The 23479-nt window shown below is 51.0% G+C and carries 16 protein-coding genes and 1 pseudogene; 8 read left to right on the top strand and 9 right to left on the bottom strand.

Annotation, left to right across the window (positions count from 1 at the left end; genetic code table 11):
* Nucleotides 1-45: 45 nt before the first annotated feature.
* Nucleotides 46-1989 (bottom strand): bifunctional 2',3'-cyclic-nucleotide 2'-phosphodiesterase/3'-nucleotidase, encoded by a 1944-nt coding sequence (locus HU143_RS20030; protein WP_023226973.1) that lies wholly within the window; start codon nucleotides 1987-1989, stop codon nucleotides 46-48.
* 266 nt (nucleotides 1990-2255) lie between these two features.
* On the opposite strand from HU143_RS20030, the gene cysQ reads away from it, so the two are divergent.
* Nucleotides 2256-2996: a 3'(2'),5'-bisphosphate nucleotidase CysQ gene (cysQ, locus tag HU143_RS20025; protein WP_000893398.1), complete on the top strand. Its 741-nt coding sequence runs from the start codon at nucleotides 2256-2258 to the stop codon at nucleotides 2994-2996.
* On the opposite strand, the gene HU143_RS20020 is transcribed toward cysQ, so the two are convergent.
* Nucleotides 2986-3543, bottom strand: coding sequence for a YtfJ family protein (locus HU143_RS20020; RefSeq protein ID WP_023226974.1), 558 nt, complete (start codon nucleotides 3541-3543; stop codon nucleotides 2986-2988). The genes cysQ and HU143_RS20020 overlap by 11 nt on opposite strands.
* A gap of 326 nt (nucleotides 3544-3869) precedes the next feature.
* Here HU143_RS20020 and HU143_RS20015 point away from each other — a divergent pair, with 326 nt between their 5' ends.
* The gene (locus HU143_RS20015) at nucleotides 3870-4076 is read left to right on the top strand and encodes a DUF1107 domain-containing protein (RefSeq protein WP_000689229.1); all 207 of its coding nucleotides are present in this window, start codon (nucleotides 3870-3872) and stop codon (nucleotides 4074-4076) included.
* A gap of 84 nt (nucleotides 4077-4160) precedes the next feature.
* On the opposite strand, the gene HU143_RS20010 is transcribed toward HU143_RS20015, so the two are convergent.
* Both HU143_RS20010 and msrA read right to left on the bottom strand, forming a co-directional pair.
* Complete coding sequence (locus tag HU143_RS20010; RefSeq protein WP_000934974.1) at nucleotides 4161-5504, bottom strand: hemolysin family protein; 1344 nt, start codon at nucleotides 5502-5504, stop codon at nucleotides 4161-4163.
* A gap of 182 nt (nucleotides 5505-5686) precedes the next feature.
* Nucleotides 5687-6325, bottom strand: a pseudogene (gene msrA / locus HU143_RS20005) (peptide-methionine (S)-S-oxide reductase MsrA).
* A gap of 212 nt (nucleotides 6326-6537) precedes the next feature.
* Between msrA and tamA the strand changes: the two are divergent.
* Genes tamA through HU143_RS19990 form a run of 3 tightly spaced genes read left to right on the top strand, consistent with a single transcriptional unit; the run spans nucleotide 6538 to nucleotide 12394 of the window.
* Nucleotides 6538-8271 (top strand): autotransporter assembly complex protein TamA, encoded by a 1734-nt coding sequence (gene tamA, locus HU143_RS20000; RefSeq protein WP_001120235.1) that lies wholly within the window; start codon nucleotides 6538-6540, stop codon nucleotides 8269-8271.
* The gene (gene tamB, locus HU143_RS19995) at nucleotides 8268-12047 is read left to right on the top strand and encodes an autotransporter assembly complex protein TamB (protein ID WP_023226975.1); all 3780 of its coding nucleotides are present in this window, start codon (nucleotides 8268-8270) and stop codon (nucleotides 12045-12047) included. Before tamA ends, tamB begins: the two co-directional genes overlap by 4 nt.
* Before the next feature lie 2 nt (nucleotides 12048-12049).
* A complete protein-coding gene (locus HU143_RS19990) occupies nucleotides 12050-12394 on the top strand; it encodes a gamma-glutamylcyclotransferase family protein (RefSeq protein ID WP_001219167.1) in 345 nt (114 codons plus the stop codon).
* Nucleotides 12395-12447: 53 nt separating this feature from the next.
* On the opposite strand, the gene HU143_RS19985 is transcribed toward HU143_RS19990, so the two are convergent.
* From HU143_RS19985 to fbp, 4 genes are all read right to left on the bottom strand, one after another.
* Nucleotides 12448-13656, bottom strand: a complete 1209-nt coding sequence (locus HU143_RS19985) for an MFS transporter (protein ID WP_000203132.1) — start codon at nucleotides 13654-13656, stop codon at nucleotides 12448-12450.
* The gene (locus HU143_RS19980; RefSeq protein WP_023226976.1) at nucleotides 13653-14816 is read right to left on the bottom strand and encodes a metallo-dependent hydrolase; all 1164 of its coding nucleotides are present in this window, start codon (nucleotides 14814-14816) and stop codon (nucleotides 13653-13655) included. Before HU143_RS19980 ends, HU143_RS19985 begins: the two co-directional genes overlap by 4 nt.
* 409 nt (nucleotides 14817-15225) lie before the next feature.
* Nucleotides 15226-15756, bottom strand: coding sequence for an inorganic diphosphatase (gene ppa / locus HU143_RS19975; protein ID WP_000055079.1), 531 nt, complete (start codon nucleotides 15754-15756; stop codon nucleotides 15226-15228).
* A 226-nt stretch (nucleotides 15757-15982) separates the two neighbouring features.
* Complete coding sequence (gene fbp / locus HU143_RS19970; protein WP_000853764.1) at nucleotides 15983-16981, bottom strand: class 1 fructose-bisphosphatase; 999 nt, start codon at nucleotides 16979-16981, stop codon at nucleotides 15983-15985.
* Between the two features lie 174 nt (nucleotides 16982-17155).
* On the opposite strand from fbp, the gene mpl reads away from it, so the two are divergent.
* Both mpl and iolR read left to right on the top strand, forming a co-directional pair.
* The gene (mpl, locus tag HU143_RS19965) at nucleotides 17156-18535 is read left to right on the top strand and encodes a UDP-N-acetylmuramate:L-alanyl-gamma-D-glutamyl-meso-diaminopimelate ligase (RefSeq protein ID WP_021001075.1); all 1380 of its coding nucleotides are present in this window, start codon (nucleotides 17156-17158) and stop codon (nucleotides 18533-18535) included.
* A gap of 490 nt (nucleotides 18536-19025) precedes the next feature.
* Nucleotides 19026-19859: a myo-inositol utilization transcriptional regulator IolR gene (gene iolR / locus HU143_RS19960; protein ID WP_000033840.1), complete on the top strand. Its 834-nt coding sequence runs from the start codon at nucleotides 19026-19028 to the stop codon at nucleotides 19857-19859.
* A 50-nt stretch (nucleotides 19860-19909) separates the two neighbouring features.
* On the opposite strand, the gene iolT1 is transcribed toward iolR, so the two are convergent.
* Complete coding sequence (iolT1, locus tag HU143_RS19955; protein WP_000107710.1) at nucleotides 19910-21343, bottom strand: myo-inositol import MFS transporter IolT1; 1434 nt, start codon at nucleotides 21341-21343, stop codon at nucleotides 19910-19912.
* Between the two features lie 458 nt (nucleotides 21344-21801).
* On the opposite strand from iolT1, the gene iolT2 reads away from it, so the two are divergent.
* A complete protein-coding gene (gene iolT2 / locus HU143_RS19950; RefSeq protein ID WP_021001078.1) occupies nucleotides 21802-23238 on the top strand; it encodes a myo-inositol import MFS transporter IolT2 in 1437 nt (478 codons plus the stop codon).
* Nucleotides 23239-23479 lie beyond the last annotated feature (241 nt).

Here is a 23479-nt window from a genome sequence, read left to right as displayed (position 1 = left end):
CCTGTCAGTCAGGCCGAATAAACGCAGCGCCATACGGGACTCACGTTACTTGCTCAAATCTACCTGATAAATGGCAAAACCGATATCATCGACGGCAACCTTCTTCATCGGATACTGCCCTTTCGCTTTAATGAAGGCCGCGGCTTTATCGCCTGGCGATGTTTCAAAGCGGATATCCAGCGCCGTATCGCTGTGGATTGGCGCCAGACGCCAGTTATTATCCGCCGCCGGATGGATTTCGCCCGCGCGTTTTGACTCTGCGCCAATCCATGCCGCCAGCACGGCGCGATTTTCATCCGGAGACGCAAAGGCGATATGGCTGTCGCCCGTGCCGGCAAACTTGCCGCCGTAAGCGCGATAGTTATTCGTGGCGACCAGGAACGTAGCGTTCGGGTCGACAGGCTTACCGTTAAAGGTCAGGTTTTTAATACGTTCCGCCTGCGGATTCACCATCTGGCATTCGCCATCATAGCGGGCGGGCTGTGACACATCGATTTGATAATTCACACCGTCAATGACATCGAAATTATAGGTGCGAAAGCCATCCCAATTGATCAACGATTGCGGTTTGTTGCTGTGAATATCAATTTGATTAAACTGTCCGGCAGAGCATTCCAGCCACTCTTTTACCTCCTTGCCGCTGGCTTTCACCACCACCAGCGTATTCGGATAGAGATAAAGATCCGCGGCGTTACGGAAGGTCAGCTGGCCTTTTTCCACCTCGACAAAGCTGGCAGGATCGTTCTTACGCCCGCCAACTTTAAACGGCGCGGCGGCGGACAGCACCGGCAGTTTCGCCAGATCCGGATCGCCCTGAATAAAGTGTTCCACATACGCTTTTTGCGCGTTATTCACCACCTGTACGGTAGGATCGTCCTGCACCAGAGCAAGATAACTGTACATGTTATCGGCGGATTTACCGATGGGCTTGCTGACAAACTCGCGGGTGGCGTCGTGATCGGCTTTCAGAATATCGACCAGCTTACTGTCTTCCGCTGCCTGCGACTTTTTAGCGGCGGCGTCATAGATAGGCCGCGCTTCCGCTTTCGCCTGCGTAACCTGCCATTTACCGCTGTCGTTATTGAGCACCAGATCGACCACTCCCAGATGGTCGCCCCACATGCCAGGCATTACCGCAGGAATGCCGTTAAGCGTACCTTTGGCGATATCCGCGCCTTTGATGTCGGCAAAATCTTTACCGGGGAAGACGGCGTGAGCGTGGCCAAACATAATCGCGTCGACGCCAGGAACTTCGCTGAGGTAATAAACCGAGTTTTCCGCCATGCTGTGGTACGGATCGGCAGAAAGGCCTGAGTGAGCAATGACTACCACGATATCTGCGCCTTTCTCGCGCATTTCGGGCACATATTTCCGGGCGGTTTCCATAATGTCATTGACGGTAACTTTGCCGCTCAGATTCGCTTTATCCCAAATCATGATTTGCGGCGGAACAAAGCCGATATAGCCGATTTTCAGAGTTTGCGGGTGGCCGTCTTTATCAATAACGCTCGTCTCTTTAATCAGATAAGGCGTAAAGAGCGGCTTTTGGGTTTTAACGTCGATAATATTGGCGTTAACATAAGGGAATTTCGCGCCGGCCAGCGCGTTATGCAGATAGTCCAGACCATAATTAAACTCATGGTTGCCGAGGTTTCCAACCGCGTAATCCAGAGTGTTGAGCGCTTTATAGACCGGGTGAACATCACCGTCTTTGAGCCCTTTTGCCGCCATATAATCGCCCAGAGGGCTCCCCTGAATCAGGTCGCCGTTATCCACCAGCACGCTGTTTTTGACTTCATTTCGGGCGGCATGAATCAAACTTGCGGTACGTACCAATCCGAATTTTTCGGTTGCGGTATCCTTGTAATAATCGAAATCCATCATGTTGCTATGTAAATCAGTAGTTTCCATGATACGGAGATCGACGGTGGCCGCATTCACGCTGGCGGCGATCAGCGTAGCCAGAAGCGTTGCACTAAACTTAATCATCAGAGGCACCTTTTAAGAACGCAATAGAAAAGCCGGATAGTGAAAAATAGCGATGATAAACAGTGAAACCGGTATCGTTCCGACCGTCAGCAGAAGAAGGCAAAACCGCCCCATCCGGCCGATTTTTTGCGAGTGTTCACAGAAGGGTGAATCATGCCATGAAAGGTATTATCAAAACCGCAGACGGTATCACAGTTGGCGGAACCCTTAACGATCGGGTATAAGTAAAACAACGAGTTAACGCCCCTGTCATAAAGAGGTGGAGAATGTTAGAACAAGTATGCCAGCTTGCACGGAACGCGGGCGATGCCATTATGCAGGTTTATGATGGAGCCAAACCGATGGAGTACGCCCGCAAGCAGGACGATTCTCCAGTCACTGCGGCGGATATCGCCGCACATACCGTGATTCTCGAAGGGTTACGCACGCTCACGCCGGATATTCCGGTGCTTTCAGAAGAAGATCCGCCTGCCTGGGAAGTGCGCCAGCACTGGCAGCGTTACTGGCTGGTCGATCCGCTCGACGGCACCAAGGAGTTCATCAAGCGCAATGGCGAATTCACGGTCAATATCGCGCTGATTGAGCAGGGCAAGCCGGTGTTGGGCGTGGTCTATGCGCCGGTGCTGAAAGTGATGTACTACGCGGCGGAAGGTAAGGCCTGGAAAGAGGAGTGCGGGGTGCGTAAGCAGATTCAGGTCCGGGATGCCCGCCCGCCGCTGGTGGTGATTAGCCGTTCGCATACGGATGATGAACTCACCGAATATCTCCAACAGCTTGGCGAACATCAGACAACCTCTATTGGTTCCTCGCTGAAATTCTGCCTTGTGGCGGAAGGCCAGGCGCAGCTTTACCCCAGATTTGGGCCGACCAGCGTCTGGGACACTGCCGCAGGTCATGCCATTGCTGTTGCAGCCGGGGCGCACGTTCACGACTGGCAGGGAAAAACGCTGGACTATACCCCTCGTGAGTCGTTCCTTAACCCCGGCTTCCGGGTGACTATTTACTGAGGAGCTTATGCAGCAGGTCGACCACCTGCTGTACCTCTTGCTGGGTTAACGCGCCATCTTTCACCCATTGAACCCGACCGTCTTTGTCAAGCACGATGACGGCGGACCCCTCTTCTTTTAATTGCCAGGCGTTACGCGCCACGCCATTGCTGTCGACAATAAATTGCGACCACGGGTAGAGCTTTTTATTACTTTCTATACTGCTACGCACGAACATACCGGAGCCGGGGATCGCATCATCGGTGTTCACAATTGTGGTCGTCTGGTATCTGTCATGCGGGAGCTTGGCTGATTTAATCGCTTCAATCAGCGTGGCGTTTTTTTCCTTCGCTGACGTTCGACCCGCAATGTGCAGCAGGACGCGCACTTTTCCCGTCAGCTGCGCGCTATTCCAGTTTTTATAACTAAACTCATCTTTATTCAACGTCAGTTCGCCACGATCGGCAATGCCTACCGGCGGCACCCGTTGGTTATCTTCAAGGTTATGCGCACAAGCCATTATGGGGAGTAGCAGACACGACATCGCCAGAATTTTACGTAGGGTCATGGTCATTCCTTCTTTATTTTTTTGCAGGTGATCCGACCACTTTGGGCCGATAGTTAATCATATGTGCGATTGATGCTTTTTCCCGCAAAGGGGATGCCAGTTTGCGGGCGGGCGCACACTTCCTGTGAAAAATGAAGGCATATACTGAGAAAAATGAGCTGATGTTTAGATAATTCTGAATAACTGTAATCAAAAGGTAAATATACTTATGCACACTGGAAACGACGTAGATATGGTCTATAGTCATATGGCATTAAAATTTGCGCCTTAAAACTGTTGGGCTGATTGTGGCACCGCAAGGGCGTAATACTCTGCAGGAGACAACAATGAAAATTTTCCAACGCTACAACCCGCTACAGGTGGCGAAGTACGTGAAGATCCTGTTCCGTGGACGGTTATATATCAAGGATGTTGGCGCTTTTGAGTTCGATAAGGGTAAGATTCTTATCCCAAAAGTGAGAGACAAGCAGCACTTGTCTGTGATGTCTGAAGTTAACCGTCAGGTTATGCGTCTGCAAACTGAGATGGCGTAACCAAAAGTGCTATGCAGTAGGTTAAAAAAGTAAAAAAAAACGGCTCCTGAATCAGGAGCCGTTGATGTTTCTGGCAAACGTATTTCAGGCCGCGCTGTCTTCTTTACCTTGCGCATCGGGCAGTTTCGGCGCCGGTACGTTGCTTTTATTGTCGAGACGCGTCACCAGCAACTGATCGATACGGTAGTTGTCGATATCCACCACTTCAAATTTGTAGCCGGAAAACTTCACCGAATCAGTACGTTTTGGGATCTTGCGCAGCATAAACATCATAAAGCCGCCAATGGTTTCATAGTTGCCGGATTGCGGAAACTCATCGATATCCAGCACGCGCATGACGTCGTCAATCGGCGTGCCGCCGTCAACCAGCCAGGAATTTTCATCGCGCGCCACAATTTGCTCTTCCAGTCCCTGGCCGACCAGGTCACCCATTAGCGTGGTCATCACATCGTTCAGCGTAATGATACCGACGACCAGAGCGTATTCATTCATAATGACCGCGAAATCTTCGCCCGCCGTTTTGAAACTTTCCAGCGCCTCAGAAAGGGTCAGCGTATCCGGCACAATCAAGGTATTGCGAATTTGCACGCCGCTATTCAGCGCCATACTTTGGTTCGCCAGCACGCGATTCAGCAGATCTTTGGAGTCTACATAGCCGATGATGTGGTCGATATCTTCATTACACACCAAAAATTTTGAGTGCGGATGTTCGGCGACCTTTTTCTTCAGGCTTTGTTCGTCTTCGTGCAGATCAAACCAGATGATACTTTCGCGCGACGTCATAGAAGACGGTACGGTGCGGGATTCAAGTTCAAACACATTTTCAATCAGTTCGTGCTCTTGCTTGCGCAAGACGCCCGCCAGCGCGCCGGCTTCCACCACCGCGTAAATATCATCAGAAGTAATGTCGTCTTTCCGCACCATTGGAATTTTGAACAGGCGGAAGATGTTGTTTGCCATGCCGTTAAACAGCCACACCAGCGGGCGAAAAACGAACAGGCAGAAGCGCATCGGGTTGATGATACGCAAAGCCACAGCTTCTGGCGCAATCATACCGATGCGTTTCGGGGTTAAATCCGCGAACAGGATAAACAGCCCCGTCACCAGCGAGAAAGAGAGAATAAAGCTCAGCTGCTCGGAGAGTTCTGGCGACATATAGTGCGAGAAAAGGGCGGAAAAGGCGGGCGAAAATGCCGCATCGCCGACGATACCGCCAAGAATAGCGACGGCGTTCAGGCCAATTTGCACAACGGTGAAAAACATGCCGGGATTTTCCTGCATTTTCAATACGCGTTGTGCGTTGATACTGCCTTCATCAGCTAATAACTTAAGTTTAATCTTACGTGATGCGGCAAGCGAGATCTCGGAGATGGAGAAGAACGCACTTACAGCGATCAGGCAGAATATAATGAATATACTGTTTAACATATCTTATCCGGCGAAACGCCAGATCCTCGGAAGGGAAGTTTATAAATCCGTGTGGTAACGTTTAATGAAAACCGGCTCGTAGCAGTGAGCCGATAAGTTCAGGGCTAGTATAGCGTAAGCTACTGTAAAGTCGCCAGAGGGTTCATTTTCAACTCCGACAAGTTCCCCCTACGCCTGCGTCGTCACGCGTCAGGCGGCAGGCAAACGCCGATCCCGCCAATCCCGCAGTAACCGTATGGATTTTTGTGCAGATACTGTTGGTGTTCATCTTCGGCGTAGTAAAACGGCGTCGCATGGGCGATTTCCGTGGTAATAGGGCGATGGTCTCCGGCGGCGGCCATTGCCGACTAAAAGCGCTCGCGACTGGCGTGAGCGGCGGCATTCTGTTCCGGCGTTAAGGGATAAATTGCAGAACGGTATTGCGTACCGTGATCGTTACCCTGTTGCATCCCCTGCGTCGGATCGTGATTTTCCCAGAAGGTCTGTAAAAGCTGCTCATAACGGATAACGGCAGGATCGTACACTATCCGTACCGCTTCGGCATGACCGGTCTGCCCGGAGCAGACTTCCCGGTAGGTTGGATTAGGCGTGTAACCGCCTGCATACCCTGCCGCGGTGCTATATACGCCGGGCAATTGCCAGAATAAACGTTCTACGCCCCAGAAACAGCCCATAGCGAAGTAGGCGATCTCCATCCCAGCAGGGACATTGGTCATAGAGTGTTCATTTACCGCATGCAGAGTGGCGATCGGCATCGGGGTGTTGCGTCCTGGTAACGCATCTGCTTGAGTAACCAGATGTTTTTTATCAAATAAACTCATGAGCTATTCTCCCGAAAGCGTTAATTGGCGTTAAGGTTGTAACGAGACGCATCTTTGCACACAATAACAACATTAATGTATCTGGATTTAACCATAAGAAATATTTGGGCAGTCGTCTGCTTTTCAATCGAAATTGTTGATTTTATGTTAAGCCGCGGAGCGGTAGTGTGATTTTTTCCAGGGGTGGGAATAGGGGATATTCAGGAGAAAATGTGCCACATATCCGTCAGTTATGTTGGGTTAGCTTACTGTGCCTGAGCAGTTCTGCGGTAGCCGCAAATGTTCGTCTGAAAGTCGAAGGGCTATCCGGAGAGCTGGAAAAAAACGTTCGCGCACAGCTCTCTACGATTCAGAGCGATGAGGTGACGCCGGATCGGCGCTTTCGCGCCCGAGTTGATGATGCGATTCGCGAAGGGCTTAAAGCGTTAGGCTATTACGAACCCACTATCAAATTCGACCTGCTTCCACCGCCTGCGAAAGGACGGCAGGTATTAATCGCCAGGGTTACGCCCGGCCAGCCGGTGTTGATTGGCGGTACAGAAGTCATTTTACGCGGCGGCGCGCGCACGGACAAAGATTATCTGGCCTTACTGAAAACGCGTCCGGCAATCGGCACGGTGCTCAACCAGGGAGACTACGACAATTTTAAAAAGTCGTTAACCAGCGTGTCGCTACGTAAAGGCTATTTCGACAGCGAATTCGTTAAAAGTCAGTTGGGAATTGCTCTGGGCCGCCATCAGGCGTTTTGGGATATTGATTATGATAGCGGTGAGCGCTATCGCTTCGGGCCTGTCACCTTCGAAGGTTCGCAGATTCGTGATGAATATTTACAAAATCTGTTGCCGTTTAAAGAGGGCGATGAGTACGAATCGAAAGATTTGGCGGAACTAAACCGCCGACTTTCCGCTACCGGATGGTTTAATTCTGTCGTGGTGGCGCCGGAATTTGAGAAATCGCGTAAAACAAAAATTCTGCCGTTAAAAGGCGTGGTATCGCCGCGAACCGAAAACACGATTGAAACCGGGGTGGGGTACTCCACCGACGTCGGGCCGCGCGTGAAAGCGTCGTGGAAAAAACCGTGGATGAACTCTTACGGTCATAGTCTGACCACCAGCACCAGTATATCTGCGCCGGAACAGGTGCTGGATTTTAGTTATAAAATGCCGCTGCTGAAAAACCCGCTGGAGCAATACTATCTGGTACAGGGCGGTTTTAAACGTACCGATTTGAATGATACGGAGCAGGACTCGACCACGCTTGCCGTGTCGCGTTACTGGGACCTTTCCAGCGGTTGGCAGCGGGCGATTAACCTGCGCTGGAGTTTCGACCACTTTACCCAGGGGAACGTCACCAATACCACCATGCTGTTCTACCCGGGCGTGATGATCAGCCGAACCCGCTCGCGAGGGGGACTGATGCCAACCTGGGGCGATTCGCAGCGCTATTCAGTAGACTATTCGAATACGGCCTGGGGCTCCGACGTGGATTTCTCCGTGCTGCAGGCGCAAAACGTCTGGATTCGGACTTTGTACGATCGCCACCGTTTTGTGATGCGCGCCAATTTGGGCTGGATAGAAACCGGTGATTTCGACAAAGTTCCGCCGGATTTACGTTTCTTCGCCGGGGGCGACCGCAGTATTCGCGGCTATAAATACAAATCTATTTCGCCTAAAGATAGCGACGGCAATCTTAAAGGCGCCTCAAAACTGGCAACCGGATCGCTGGAGTACCAGTATAACGTCACCGGCAAATGGTGGGGGGCAGTGTTTGTCGATAGCGGCGAGGCGGTGAGTGATATTCGCCGTAGCGATTTCAAAACCGGGACCGGGGTCGGCGTGCGCTGGGCGTCGCCGGTTGGGCCTATCAAACTCGATTTTGCCGTACCGGTCGGCGACAAAGACGAACACGGTTTACAGTTTTATATCGGTCTGGGGCCTGAATTATGAGTTTATGGAAGAAAATAAGCCTCGGCGTGTTGATTTTCATTGTGGTGTTACTGGCGAGCGTTGCGTTTCTGGTCGGGACGACGACGGGGCTGCATCTGGTATTCAGTGCGGCGAACCGCTGGGTGCCGGGGCTGGAGATTGGGCAGGTCACCGGCGGCTGGCGGGACTTATCGTTAAAAAATATCCGCTATGAGCAGCCGGGCGTTGCGGTGAATGCGGGCGAAATTCATCTGGCCGTCGGGCTTGATTGCCTGTGGCGCAGTAGCCTGTGCGTCAATGATCTGGCGCTAAAAGACATTAATGTCGCTATCGACAGCAAAAAAATGCCGCCTTCCGAACCGGCGCAAGAAGAGGAAGAAAGCGGACCGCTGAACCTCTCCACCCCCTGGCCCATCACGCTGTCGCGCGTGGCGTTGAATAACATCAATATCAAGATTGATGACACTACCGTTTCGGTGCTGGATTTTACCTCCGGGCTGGCATGGCAGGAGAAAAACCTGACCCTGAAACCGACGCGGCTTCAGGGATTGCTGATCGCGCTGCCGAAGGTCGCTGACGTGGCGCAGGAAGAGGTGGTTGAACCCAAAATCGAGAAACCTCAACCGGATGAAAAGCCGCTTGGCGAAACGCTAAAAGATCTGTTTGCAAAACCGGTAATGCCGGAGATGACCGATGTTCACCTGCCGCTCAATCTGAATATCGAGTCGTTTCGCGGCGAGCAGCTACGCATCACCGGCGATACCGATCTGACGGTGCGCACGATGCTGCTTAAAGTCAGCAGTATCGACGGTAATATGAAGCTGGATACGCTGGATATCGACGCCAACCAGGGCACGGTGAAAGCCTCCGGTACGGCGCAGCTCGCCAATAACTGGCCGGTTGATATTACGCTCAACAGTACGCTGAATATCGATCCGCTAAAGGGTGAAAAGATAAAACTCAAGGTCGGCGGCGCGTTACGCGAACAACTGGAGGTCGGGGTGAACCTTTCCGGGCCGATGGATGTCGCGCTTCGCGCCCAGACGCGGCTGGCGGAGGCCGGTTTACCGCTCAATCTTGAAGTCGTCAGCCAACGCATTGCCTGGCCATTGACGGGTGATACCCAGTTTCAGGCTGACGATCTGAAGCTCAAACTGAGCGGTAAGATGACCGACTATACGTTGTCGATGCGAACCGCCGTGAAAGGACAAGATATTCCGCCGGCGACCATCACGCTGGATGCTAAAGGGAATGAGCGGCAGATTAATCTCGATAAACTTACCATCGCCGCTCTGGAGGGAAAAACCGAACTGAAAGCGCTGGTGGACTGGCAGCAGGCGATTAGCTGGCGTGGCGAACTGACGCTAAATGGCATCAATACCGCTAAAGAGATCCCGGACTGGCCCGCGAAGCTTAACGGCGTCATGAAAACCAAAGGCAGCCTCTACGGCGGCACCTGGCAGATGGATGTCCCGGAGCTCAAGCTGACCGGCAATGTGAAGCAGAACAGCGTTAACGTCAACGGGACGCTAAAGGGCAACAGCTACATGCAGTGGACGATCCCGGGGCTGCACCTTGCGCTGGGCCCAAACAGCGCCGATATAAAAGGCGAGCTTGGCGTTAAGGAGCTGAATCTTGACGCCGCCATCGATGCGCCGGGGCTGGATAATGCGCTGCCAGGACTGGGCGGCATGGCAAAAGGAATCGTTAAAGTCCGCGGTACGGTAGAAGCGCCGCAGCTGTTGGCGGATATCACCGCCCGCGGTCTGCGTTGGCAGGAGCTGTCTGTCGCCCAGGCGCGCATTGAGGGCGATATTAAATCCACCGATCAGATAGCGGGCCATCTCAACGTTCGCGTAGAGCGGATTTCGCAGCCCGACGTTAACATCAATCTGGTGACGCTTGACGCCAAAGGCAGCGAGAAGCAGCATCAGCTACAGCTCCGTGTTCAGGGAGAACCGGTATCCGGTCAACTCTCCCTGACAGGCAGTTTTGATCGCGAGGCAGCGCGCTGGAAAGGGACGTTAAGCGACACCCGTTTCCAGACGCCAGTGGGGCCATGGTCGTTGACCCGCGCGATTGCGCTGGACTACCGTAATAAAGAACAGAAAATCAGTATCGGGCCACATTGTTGGCTGAACCCGAACGCCGAGCTGTGCATCCCGCAAACCATTGATGCGGGCGCCGCAGGACGGGCGGTGGTCAATCTCAACCGCTTTGATCTGGCGATGCTGAAGCCATTTATGCCTGATACCACTCAGGCCAGCGGGATCTTTAGCGGGAAAGCGGACGTGTCGTGGGACACCACCCAGGAGGGATTGCCGCAGGGGAAGGTCACGCTTTCCGGTCGTAATGTGAAGGTCACGCAGACCGTCAATGACGCGCCATTACCGGTCGCGTTTGAGACGCTGAACCTCAGCGCCGATCTGCACAATAATCGCGCCGAGCTGGGATGGCTGATTCGCCTGACGAACAATGGTCAATTCGATGGCCAGGTGCAGGTAACCGATCCTCAGGGGCGGCGCAATCTCGGCGGTAACGTCAACATGCGCAATCTCAATCTGGCGATGGTCAACCCTGTCTTTTCGCGCGGCGAAAAAGCGGCGGGAATGTTAAACGCCAGGCTACGTCTGGGCGGCGATGTGCAAAGCCCGCAGTTGTTTGGTCAGTTGCAGCTTAGCGCGCTGGATATTGACGGTAATTTTATGCCGTTTGAGATGCAGCCGAGCCAGCTCACCATGAACTTTAGCGGTACGCGCTCGACGCTCGCTGGTATCGTGCGAACACAACAAGGGCAAATTAACCTGAACGGTAACGCCGACTGGAGCCAGATTGACAACTGGCGCGCGCGGGTGACGGCGAAAGGCAGCCGGGTGCGGATTACCGTTCCGCCGATGGTGCGCCTGGATGTCTCGCCGGATGTGGTCTTTGACGCGACGCCTTCGCTGTTCACGTTGGATGGGCGTGTGGACGTTCCGTGGGCACGAATTGTGGTGCACGACCTGCCGGAGAGCGCGGTCGGCGTCTCCAGCGATGTGGTTATGCTCAACAATGACTTGCAACCAGAAACGCCGCAGACAGCGTCTATTCCCATCAACAGTAATCTGACGGTCCACGTCGGCAACAACGTGCGCATCGACGCCTTCGGGCTTAAAGCGCGTTTGACCGGCGATTTGAAAGTCGCGCAGGATAAGCAGGGGCTGGGGCTGAATGGTCAAATCAATATTCCTGACGGCCGATTCCGCGCCTACGGCCAGGACCTGCTTGTCCGTAAAGGCGAGCTGCTGTTCTCCGGCCCGCCGGATCAGCCGCTGCTCAATATCGAAGCGATCCGTAACCCTGACGCCACCGAAGACGATGTCATTGCGGGTGTGCGCGTCACAGGCACTGCTGATGAACCCAAAGCGGAAATCTTCTCCGATCCGGCGATGCCGCAGGCTGAAGCGCTTTCTTATCTGCTGCGTGGGCAGGGGTTGGACAGCAATCAGAGTGATAGCGCAGCAATGACCTCCATGCTTATTGGCCTGGGGGTTGCGCAAAGTGGTCAGGTTGTGGGTAAAATCGGAGAGACATTCGGTGTAAGTAATCTGGCGCTGGACACGCAAGGGGTGGGCGATTCGTCCCAGGTTGTGGTCAGCGGCTATGTACTGCCGGGTCTACAGGTGAAGTATGGTGTAGGGATATTTGACTCTCTGGCGACGCTCACGTTACGTTATCGCCTGATGCCTAAGCTATATCTGGAAGCAGTGTCTGGCGTAGATCAGGCACTTGATTTGCTCTATCAGTTTGAGTTTTAGCAATGCGAATATTTGTCTATGGCAGTTTACGACAGAAACAAGGCAACAGTCACTGGATGACCAATGCCCAATTGCTTGGCGATTACCGTATCGATAACTACCAGTTGTATAGTCTGGGCCACTATCCAGGCGCAGTTCCGGGAAACGGAGCGGTATACGGTGAAGTTTATCGAATTGATAACGCCACGCTGGCCGAACTTGATGCTTTGCGCACCAGGGGCGGTGAATACGCACGCCAGTTAATCCAGACGCCTTACGGCAGCGCATGGATGTATGTATATCAACGTCCTGTTGATGGGTTAACTCTGATTGAAAGCGGTGACTGGTTAGACAGAAACCAGCCCTGAACTGAACACGCCACCCTCGGGTGGCGTTGTTTTTTACATTCTGGCTGATGGCGCTAGCGCCGGGCACGATGAGCTCTTATTCTGCCGTAGATCAATAATGACGCGCCGCCCAGGATAACAATGCATCCGAGAACCATAAATCCCTGCATATAGCTGCCGGTTGTCCGGTAAAAATAGCCGACCATTAGGCCTGCCAGCGTACCGCCGCCGCCGGCGCCGATGCCATTAATAATACCGGAGGCTGGGCCAATCGCATGGGGTTTAACGTTCGACTGGATAATCGACCAGATATTGGGGGTAAAGCTGGCGGCATAATAACCCATCGCCAGGGTAATGAGCGTGATTTTAAAGCCCGGCGCATCGACAAATGGCAGGAGAAATAACATCACGCCGGGGATTAGTAGGCCCAGTGAAGCAATAAGTACACGCTTTTGTGTCTTATCACTGATCCATGAGATAGGGATTGCCAGTATAACCGCAGTCAGATAAGGCAGAGAACTGACCAATGCTTTACTGAATCCGGTATAGCCGAGAGAATTGACAACCATGGGTATCCATAACGTAATTCCCCAGAACAACATCCCTTGAGTGATGTAGGTAAAAATAAGAAGTAGGAAGGGGGTTCCGCCCAGCGATTCCAGGGTAAGTTTAGTTTTCTCTGTTGGCGCCGGCGCACGATAATAAGGCGCTTCTTCCTGTTTTTTCAGCATTGTTATATAAAGTGGAACTACAACAACAATGCCGATCACACCAGTGATAATAAAAACATTTCGCCAACCGAAGGCAGCATCCAGCGGGGACAAAATCATAAATCCCAGGCCTAATGCCAGGAACTGTCCATAATACTGGATAATACTGTTCGCCTGCGTCCGTTCTTTGTCTGAAAACCAGTCGCTGGCGAAGCGGGACTGCTGCGGCCAATAAATGCCTTCGGTAATGCCAAGCACCAGCCGACAAATCAAAATAACGTACACTGACGAGGTAAATCCGACAAAAACGGTCGCAATCGACCAGATTAGCACCATCAGAATGACTATTTTTTTCGGATCGTATCGCTGGGTAAATACGCCGCCAAAAATATTTGAAAAGGCATAGCCAATAAGAAATATGGTTAATACAATGCTGGCCGTTGCGCCATCAATATTCAGGTCGTGTGTAATCGTAGGTAACGTAACGGAAAGATTAGAACGGTCAAGATAAGCAACAAAAAGGCCGAACATTAATGTCGCGCCGATCCGTAGCCATTTTTGCATTGAGGTCATTTTTCAACTCCGTTTGGCCGCGCGCCAAAATCAATTTGACGAAATAATATCTCACCGGATTTTATGGTCATTTGTGGTACCAGCACATGCGTCCCCGTGAGCGTTTCACCATGAATATCGGCAAATTCAACATGCCTGTTTTTTAATTTAAAGATGGCGATATCGGCAAATGCCCCAGGGGCCAGCGTACCAATTTCTGCTGCCATGCCCAATAAAACTGCTGGGGTATGGGTACAGGCGTTAATGACATCGGTAAGCGCGACGCCGAGTGCTAAATATTTCGATAAAATCCATGGTAAGGCGTAAACAGGCCAGGCGAGTTTAGTGATGGTTGAGAGATCGCTACTGATGATATCCGGAAGAAAGCCATTGGCGATGGCCCGGCGTGCCGTGTTCATTGAAAAATGGCTGCGACCATTGGCGGCATCAAATATAACGCCTCTTTCTCTTGCCTGACGGACTTCGGCTAAGACAGCGCCTTCATCAGTAAGAATGGTGCTACCTTTGCCGTGAAACGCATGAGCGATAATATCGCCGTGGCGTAGCAAGGAGACAAGTTCTTTCATGGAAACGACGGGATGAGTCGAGTGTATTGCCACGGGGCACCTTAAATCGTTGGCAATACGAAGGGATTCAGTCAGCGGTTTTAAGCCATATTCAGCAATGTCCTCAGTCTGAACCTTGAGTTTTAATCCCTGAAGAACATTGCGATACTGGCGAAACAGCGCGTGGATCTTATTTTCATCAATATTGTCAGGATCATAATTTTCTTGTGACCAGGTTTGGCCCGGCGGCGACACGGTCAGAAACGCTTTGATTCGAACTTTGCTGGCGCAAATCACCGTTCGGTAGAAGGCATCAAAGTTTGCCGTACCGGCAGAACCTGCATCCACGACGGTGGTGACGCCATTCGGCGGCATGTACATATCAGGCCTGACGCCGCCTTCCGTCGCGTCATAAAAAACATGCGCGTGATAATCGATAAGACCGGGAGTGACGATCATGCCGTCGGCATGGATAATCCGGGTCTCCGAAGTTACAGGATATTTATCGGCATCAACGATAATATCGTTAATGATGCGTAACTTGTTAATCTCATTAATATTACGAGCGGGATCGATGATATGTCCACCGGTAATTAATATATCATTTTTCATCATAATCTCTTAAAATAGTAAATAATTATGGCAGCCCTTAAAAATATATTAAAAAGTGTGTTTTGAGCGGATGTTATGTTGGATTAAAAATACGGTTATTGGTATGGAAAGCTTAGGATACCTTATTAAAAAGGTAATCGGGCCTATGCACTAAATAAGAATTTGGCGCTTGCTAATATTTAGGGCGTAAGTCCAGAGGAGTCTGCGGGCATTCACAAAACAATTATTATCTTAAGCTTTTTAGAGAAAATGTGAGCGTATTCAACCCTTTTTAATAAAAAATAAGGTAAAGTCTTATTCATTCCGTGAATGTTAAACTAATAATGATAAAAATTGTGTTCTATTCATTAGCCAATAAAAAGGCCCTCATTACTATGAGAGCCTTTATCTTGACGATTATGTAAAAGCGAACTTATTTCTTCGCTGCGCGCTCGAAGGAGGCAACGATTTCCGCTTTAGCCGCTTCGGCGTTGTCCCAACCGTCAACTTTCACCCATTTGCCTTTTTCGAGATCTTTATAATGCTCGAAGAAATGAGTGATCTGCGCTTTCAGCAGTTCCGGCAGATCGTTCACATCTTTAATGTGATCGTACTCTTTGCTCAGTTTGGTGTGCGGTACGGCAACCAGTTTCGCATCTTCACCGGATTCGTCGGTCATTTTCAGTACGCCAACCGGACGGCAACGGATGACGGCGCCTGGCTGCAGCGGGTACGGCGTCGGGACCAGAACGTCTACCGGGTCGCCGTCCAGAGACAGGGTATGGTTGATGTAACCGTAGTTGCACGGATAGAACATCGCGGTGGACATGAAGCGGTCAACGAACAGCGCGCCGCTCTCTTTGTCAACTTCGTATTTGATCGGATCTGCGTTAGCCGGGATCTCGATAACGACGTAGATATCTTCCGGCAGTTCTTTACCCGCCGGGACGTTGAGTAAGCTCATGTCTGTTTCCTTTGAATTTATGACAAACAAGTGGCGAGTATTATAGCCAACTCACGCCGAAAGTCTTCGCTTGTTTTCGTTTCCGCCTCATCTGGCGCGTCGTTGCGGAGCATGAACGCCAAAGGTTAAGAACCGGAAAAATCACGGGCCTGATAAGGCAACGCCGCCATCGGACATGTTATTGCCTAATGGCGGCTTCATGCGTTATTCCGCATGGTGGTAAAGATTACGCGTCCGGGTATTCGCGGATAAAGCGTTCCACATCGTCAACCATATGGCGGTTGCCGACGAAGAACGAGCGGCGCTGGTGCAGGCTTTCCGGAATGATATCCAGAATACGTTCTTTACCATCGCTTGCTTTGCCGCCGGCCTGTTCCGCGAGGAACGCCATCGGGTTGCATTCATACAGCAGACGCAGTTTCCCCTGCGGATGGCTGGCGGTGCTGGGGTAGAGATAGATGCCGCCTTTCAGCAGGTTGCGGTGGAAATCGGCCACCAGAGAGCCAATGTAACGTGAGGTATAAGGGCGACTTGTTGAACTATCCTCTTCCTGGCAGAATTTGATGTACTTCTTCACGCCATTCGGGAATTTAATGTAGTTGCCTTCGTTAATGGAGTAGGTTTTACCCTTTTCCGGGAAACGCATACGTTCCTGGCACAGACAGAACACGCCCAACGACGGATCGTAGGTGAAAGCGTGTACGCCGCAGCCGGTGGTGTAAACCAGCATGGTGGACGAGCCATACACGACATATCCCGCAGCGACCTGTTTGTTGCCGGGTTGCAGGAAATCTTCTTCGGTGACCGGCGTGCCGACAGGCGTCACGCGGCGATAAATCGAGAAAATCGTACCGACAGAGACGTTAACGTCGATGTTAGAAGAGCCATCCAGAGGGTCCATCAGCACCACATATTTCGCGTGTTCGCAGCCTTCAAAGACGACAATTTCGTCCTCTTCTTCCGATGCGATGCCCGCTACAATATCGCGCGCTTTTAGTGCAGCTTTCAGTTTCTCGTTCGCGAACAGATCGAGTTTCTGCTGAACCTCGCCCTGTACGTTCTCAGCACCGCTGGCACCCAGGATATCGACCAGACCGGCCTTGTTGATATCGCGGTGGATGATCTTGGCGCCCAATTTTATTGCCGACAGCAAAGCAGTGAGCTCACCGGTAGCCTGAGAGAACTCGTGCTGCTTTTCGACAATAAATTCACCTAACGTTTTCATAACACTTTCCCTGCAATTGATTGGAGTAAAGCGACCGTAACAATCTTAACAAACATTTCAGATGATGCGCTCAGGTGAATCGCGCCAGCAAAGTACAGATTTACCTGAAATGCGTTTCTCACTTGCCAGACATGTGCGTAAAATGGCTCGCAGATAAAAAAAGGATAGTGACGTATGCGCATTCATATTTTGGGAATTTGTGGCACTTTCATGGGGGGGCTGGCGATGCTGGCTCGCTCGCTTGGTCATGAAGTAACGGGTTCGGACGCCAATGTGTATCCGCCGATGAGTACCTTACTTGAGAAGCAAGGCATTGATCTGATCCAGGGTTATGACGCCAGCCAGCTCGATCCGCAGCCGGATCTGGTGATTATCGGCAATGCGATGACGCGCGGGAATCCGTGCGTGGAAGCGGTGCTGGAAAAAAACATTCCCTTTATGTCTGGTCCACAGTGGCTGCACGACTTTGTGTTGCGCGACCGCTGGGTACTGGCGGTCGCCGGTACCCACGGCAAAACCACGACCGCAGGCATGGCGACCTGGATACTGGAAGCGTGCGGGTACAAACCGGGCTTCGTGATCGGCGGCGTACCGGGTAACTTTGAGGTTTCCGCGCGCCTGGGCGAGAGCCCGTTCTTTGTTATCGAAGCGGATGAGTACGACTGCGCGTTCTTTGATAAACGTTCTAAATTTGTGCATTACTGCCCGCGGACGCTGATCCTCAACAACCTTGAGTTTGATCATGCCGACATCTTCGACGATCTGAAAGCGATCCAGAAGCAGTTCCACCATCTGGTGCGCATCGTGCCGGGGCAGGGGCGCATCATCTGGCCGGAAAACGACATCAACCTGAAACAGACCATGGCGCTGGGCTGCTGGAGCGAGCAGGAGCTGGTGGGCGAGCAGGGACACTGGCAGGCGAAGAAGCTGACTACGGATGCTTCCGAGTGGGAAGTGTGGCTGGACGGCGAAAAAGTCGGCGATGTGAAATGGGGCCTGGTCGGCGAACATAACATGCACAACGGTCTGATGGCGATTGCCGCCGCGCGCCACGTGGGCGTCGCGCCCGCTGAAGCGGCCAGCGCGCTGGGGTCATTTATTAACGCCCGCCGCCGTCTGGAGCTACGCGGCGAAGCGAACGGCGTGACGGTATATGACGATTTCGCCCATCATCCGACGGCGATTCTGGCGACGCTTGCCGCGCTACGCGGGAAAGTGGGCGGCACCGCGCGCATTATCGCGGTACTGGAGCCGCGTTCTAACACGATGAAGATGGGGTTATGCAAGGATGACCTGGCGCCGTCGTTAGGGCGTGCGGATGAAGTGTTCCTGCTGCAGCCGCCGCATATTCCGTGGCAAGTGGCGGAAGTCGCCGAAGCCTGCGTACAGCCTGCTCACTGGAGTGGAGATGTCGATACGCTGGCGGACATGGTGGTGAAAACCGCACAGCCTGGCGATCACATCCTGGTGATGAGCAACGGCGGTTTCGGCGGCATCCATCAGAAATTGCTGGATGGGCTGGCGAAAAAAGCTCAGAACGTAACAGCGTATTAAATGACTATGCGGTCAGCCAGCCTTGTGGCTGGCTGTTTTATATGGGGCATCTTGCCATCGAAAGCGCATTCCGCTCGCCGGGAGACGTTAAAGCAATACTGAAAAATCATTTGCCGCTCAGTATTGAAAAAGAGTAGACGCATATCCTTAAAGTAATCAGTGTAATACACTAAGAGTGTTCCGCCGGTTGCCGTATGCGGGACGAAAAGAGCCAGTTCGCAATAACAGATGAAGGTTTCGTGATTTATAAACGTCATCTTCTGCCTTTCAACGTTTGCGATGCCGCCTGGCTGCGGGCATCGTCCAGTCATAACAATGCTGATCCTGTCGCATTTATGCGGTCAGATTCAGATTGCTCAGAACCCAGCCCGCCAGCAAATTCTGTACTGAAGGTAACCACAGCGCAATTTGAATGTTGTTAACTGTATGTTCAGTTCATTTGTGCTAATATGGTTATTTACGAAATTTTCGTTCTATTAGAGTATCATGCATGTCTAAACATCAAACTCAACTTTCCTTACTGCAGGATGATATCCGCAGTCGCTATGACAGCCTTAGCAAACGTCTTAAACAAGTTGCTCAGTATATTCTGGATAACAGTAATAGCGTTGCTTTTGACACGGTAGCTTCCATCGCGCAACATGCCGATGTTCCCCCTTCGACACTGATTCGTTTTGCTAATGCGTTTGGTTTTAGCGGATTTAATGAAATGAAACAGGTATTTCGCCAGCACCTGATGGAGGAAACAGTAAGCTATACCGAGCGGGCGCGTCTGTTCAGACAGAAAAATGCGGATGAAGGGGAACCTACCCCGGAAAAGCCGGGTGAAATTCTGAAGCTATTTTCAATGGTGAATGCACAGGTATTACAACAATTACCGGTGCAGATTAAAAATGAGCAGTTGGATGCGGCGGTAAATCTGTTAGCGAAAGCCGACAATATTTATGTGATTGGATTACGTCGTTCGTTTAGCGTGGCCAGTTATTTAACCTACGCATTGCGTCATCTGGAGAGACGGGCATTTTTAATTGACGGTATTGGCGGAATGTTCTCTGAACAGCTAAGTATGGTCAGCCCCGACGATGTTGTTATTGCCATCAGCTATTCGCCTTACGCGCAGGAAGTGGTGGAATTAGTCGAGCTTGGCGCGAAACGCGGTGCGCACCATATTGCGATAACCGATAGCCAGGTCAGCCCGCTGGCAGCGTTCAGTGAAGTCTGTTTTGTGGTACGTGAAGCGCAGGTCGATGGTTTCCGTTCTCAGGTCGCGTCCATGTGTCTGGCGCAAACGTTAGCGGTTTCACTGGCGCTGGCGACGGAGTAAAAAAACAAGCCGATGATCGTATTTAGCGATCATCGGCATTGTGGTGAAACTTAATCAGAATAACGTTCGGTTTGAATTGGCTGCGGTTTTTTTCTGCGTTTTGCTAACACTACGCTCTCCATTTTCTCCAGCGAAATGCCTTTTGTTTCCGGCAGGTAACGGCAGATAAAGAAGTAACTGAAGATGCAGCAGATGGCGAATATCCACATTGGAAATGCGCCGTGGAAATGCGAAAGTAAATACGGGTTTTCATTAATCATCGGGAAGAATTGCGAAACTAAAAAGTTTGCCATCCACATAAATCCGACCGAAATACTCATTCCCTGCGACCTCATCCGGTTAGGGAATATTTCAGAAATAAGCACCCATGCGCCCACGCCCCAGGAAAGCGCGTAGAAAATCATAAAGAACAGCATACCGAATAGCGCGAAATAACCGGTTGCCTGGCTGTACAGCGCCCATGAGGTGAGCAACAAGCCGATGATGCTGCCAATAGTGCCTTTACGCATCAGCGACAAACGCCCCATCTTATCCATAATCATTGCGCCAATAATGGAACCGATAAGCTGAATCACGCCGATCCAGATTGTCTGGAACAGAGCCTCCTGGGCGCTACCGGTCACATCCTTCAGGACGATTGGCGCGTAATACATCATGACGTTAACCCCTGTTACCTGTTGCAGCATAGCGATCATGCAGCCCAGAATCAGGATGAAACGCACGTTCCCGTCGCGGTAATTGAGTTTTTGATGGGCGTTTAGTTGGTCGTTTTGCAGTGAGGTTTTTATATCGGCAAGAAGATGTCTGGCATGTTCTTCGTTGGATATTTTGGTCAGTATTTTTAGCGTCTCCTCCTCGCGACCAATCATCATCATCCAGCGGGGAGATTCCGGGATTAAAAAGACTAAAATACAGAACAAAATGCAGGGAATAATACCCGCAGCAAACATATAGCGCCAGCCAAGTTCAATGAGCCAGGTATCCGCTGCAATCGATGCTATTTTGTAGTTAACGTAGAAGATCAGAATCTGACCGAAAACGATAGCGAACTGCTGCATACTTAATGCTCTGCCGCGCATGTTTTTCGGTGAGACTTCAGACATATACATCGGTGATACTGTTGCCGCCAGGCCGACTGCCAGTCCACCGATAATGCGATAAATCACAAAATGGGTGAACGTGTAGGAGAGGGAGGTGCCCACTGCGGAAATAGTGAATAACAGCGCTGAAACCATCAATGATTTCTTGCGTCCAAAACGTTTAGATAAATATCCGGCGCTAAACGAACCAATAACGCACCCCACCACAACGCAGGAAACCGCCCAGCCGGTCTCAGCAGGAGATAGATGAAAGTAGCTGGTCAGTGAACCAATCGCACCTGAAATAACAGCAGTATCGTAGCCAAATAATATTCCGCCCAATGCGGCAATCGCGCAGATGCGTAATATGTAACCCGTATTATAACAACTATCTGATGTGGACATAGGTAGATTATCTCCAGAATAAACTTCATCTATCTGTTTGAATTTAGTGAACAAATAGACAAATTCATCTTATGTCGGTCATTGCCGTAGCTCTGCCGACGATCTTATAGCTATTGAGAACTCTCGTTTCACAACCTATGTTTTAATTTCAAAACGATCAATAATGAAACTTATGTTTTGTTATGGGTATCACATTTCGAATTTCATAATCCTGGCGTTTTTTATCGTTAAGATGCTGCGTTTTGCGCAGTGCTCTCCTGTATCTTGATGAGTTTGCTTTATTTTATTGCTTCCGTGACAGTGCCTGAACTCAATTTGTCAGGGGCCGTACTTTTTGTTCTTTCCTGGAACATCTCCATTTCGTGATCTTTTGCATGGAATTTTTCTTCTAATGAATGCAAAAATAAAATGAAAAATTTCATTGGTGTGTTGTTTCCTCAACAGGCAAGGGAGGGATTATGTCTCAGAGAAGTAAGTACAATTCGGCCTATGTGTACGTCCTGTGTTGTATTGCGGCGCTGGCTGGATTGATGTTTGGTTATTCAACGGCGGTGATTACCGGGGTGGTATTGCCTTTACAGCAGTATTACCAACTGACGCCAACCGAGACCGGATGGGCCGTTTCCAGTATCGTGATTGGTTGTATCATCGGCGCGCTGGTCGGTGGAAAAATTGCCGATAAACTGGGGCGTAAACCTGCGCTTCTGATCATTGCGATCATTTTTATCGCTTCTTCCTTGGGGGCGGCGATGAGTGAATCGTTCATGATCTTCTCCCTTTCCCGCATTGTGTGTGGTTTTGCGGTTGGGATGGCCGGAACGGCATCCACCATGTATATGTCTGAACTGGCGCCTGCTGAAATTCGCGGCAAAGCGCTGGGCATTTACAATATCTCCGTGGTATCTGGCCAGGTTATCGTGTTTATAGTCAACTATCTGATAGCAAAAGGAATGCCTGCTGATGTGCTGGTTTCCCAGGGCTGGAAGACTATGCTTTTTGCCCAAGTGGTACCCTCCATTGCGATGTTAGCGATTACGCTTTTCCTACCCGAATCACCGGCATGGTGCGCCCGTAACAACCGCAGCGAAGCTCGTTCGATAAAGGTGCTTACCCGGATCTACAGTGGATTAACGGCCACAGATGTGGCCGCTATTTTTGACAGCATGAAAGAAACCGTACGTCCACAGGACAACGTCGCCGGGGGAGAATGCACCAACCTGAAAAGCTCGCCGGTGCTCCGCTATATTCTGTTGGTTGGATGCTGTATCGCCGTTTTGCAACAGTTCACAGGCGTTAACGTAATGAACTATTATGCGCCGCTGGTGTTGCAGAACAGCAGTACCGAAGTGGTTATGTTCCAGACCATTTTTATCGCGGTATGTAATGTGGTGGGCAGTTTTATCGGCATGATCCTGTTCGACCGCTATGGCCGTATACCGATTATGAAAATTGGTACCATCGGCTCAATTGTCGGCCTGTTGATCGCGTCATACGGTTTGTACACCCACGATACAGGCTACATTACCATCTTTGGCATCCTGTTTTTTATGCTGCTGTTTGCCGTCAGCTGGAGCGTTGGCGCATGGGTACTGATTTCTGAGGTTTTCCCTGAAAAGATAAAAGGTTTTGGGATGGGGCTGGCGGTGAGCCTGATGTGGATAGCCAACTTTCTCATCTCACTGTTGTTCCCGGTCATAAATGATAACGCCTGGCTGCAGGAGACCTTCGGCGGCGCTTTTTCGATGTGGATTTTTGTCGTCTTTAATTTGGTCTGCTATGTCTTTATTTCTCGTTATGTGCCGGAAACAAAAGGGGTGCCGCTAACAGAAATTGAACGGCTGGCCGAGAACAAGCTGCGTGAAATTCAGGGGAAACGTCGCGATGTAATAGCCTGATACCTCTCCAATATTAGCGGAGAATATCCAGAGATATTCTCCGCTGGTTACACAACCTTTACTCCCTCCAGCGAGTGCGCACAGGATATACCCTGTTGAAGCCTCCCCAGTGTTTACCACCTCTACGTAACTAATTGATCCATAATAATATCGGCAAATAGGGTAAGTCTTCTTCTGCATCATTATTTTATTGCGTATTCCTGGTGGGGGCCGTGCCGTAAATACGCTATATACAAAACAG

This window comes from Salmonella sp. SJTUF14076, from assembly GCF_015534835.1.
GTDB classification, from domain to species: Bacteria; Pseudomonadota; Gammaproteobacteria; order Enterobacterales; family Enterobacteriaceae; genus Salmonella; species Salmonella enterica.
Note: the sequence above shows the minus strand (reverse complement) of the source record. Positions and strands in the feature narration are given on the sequence as shown.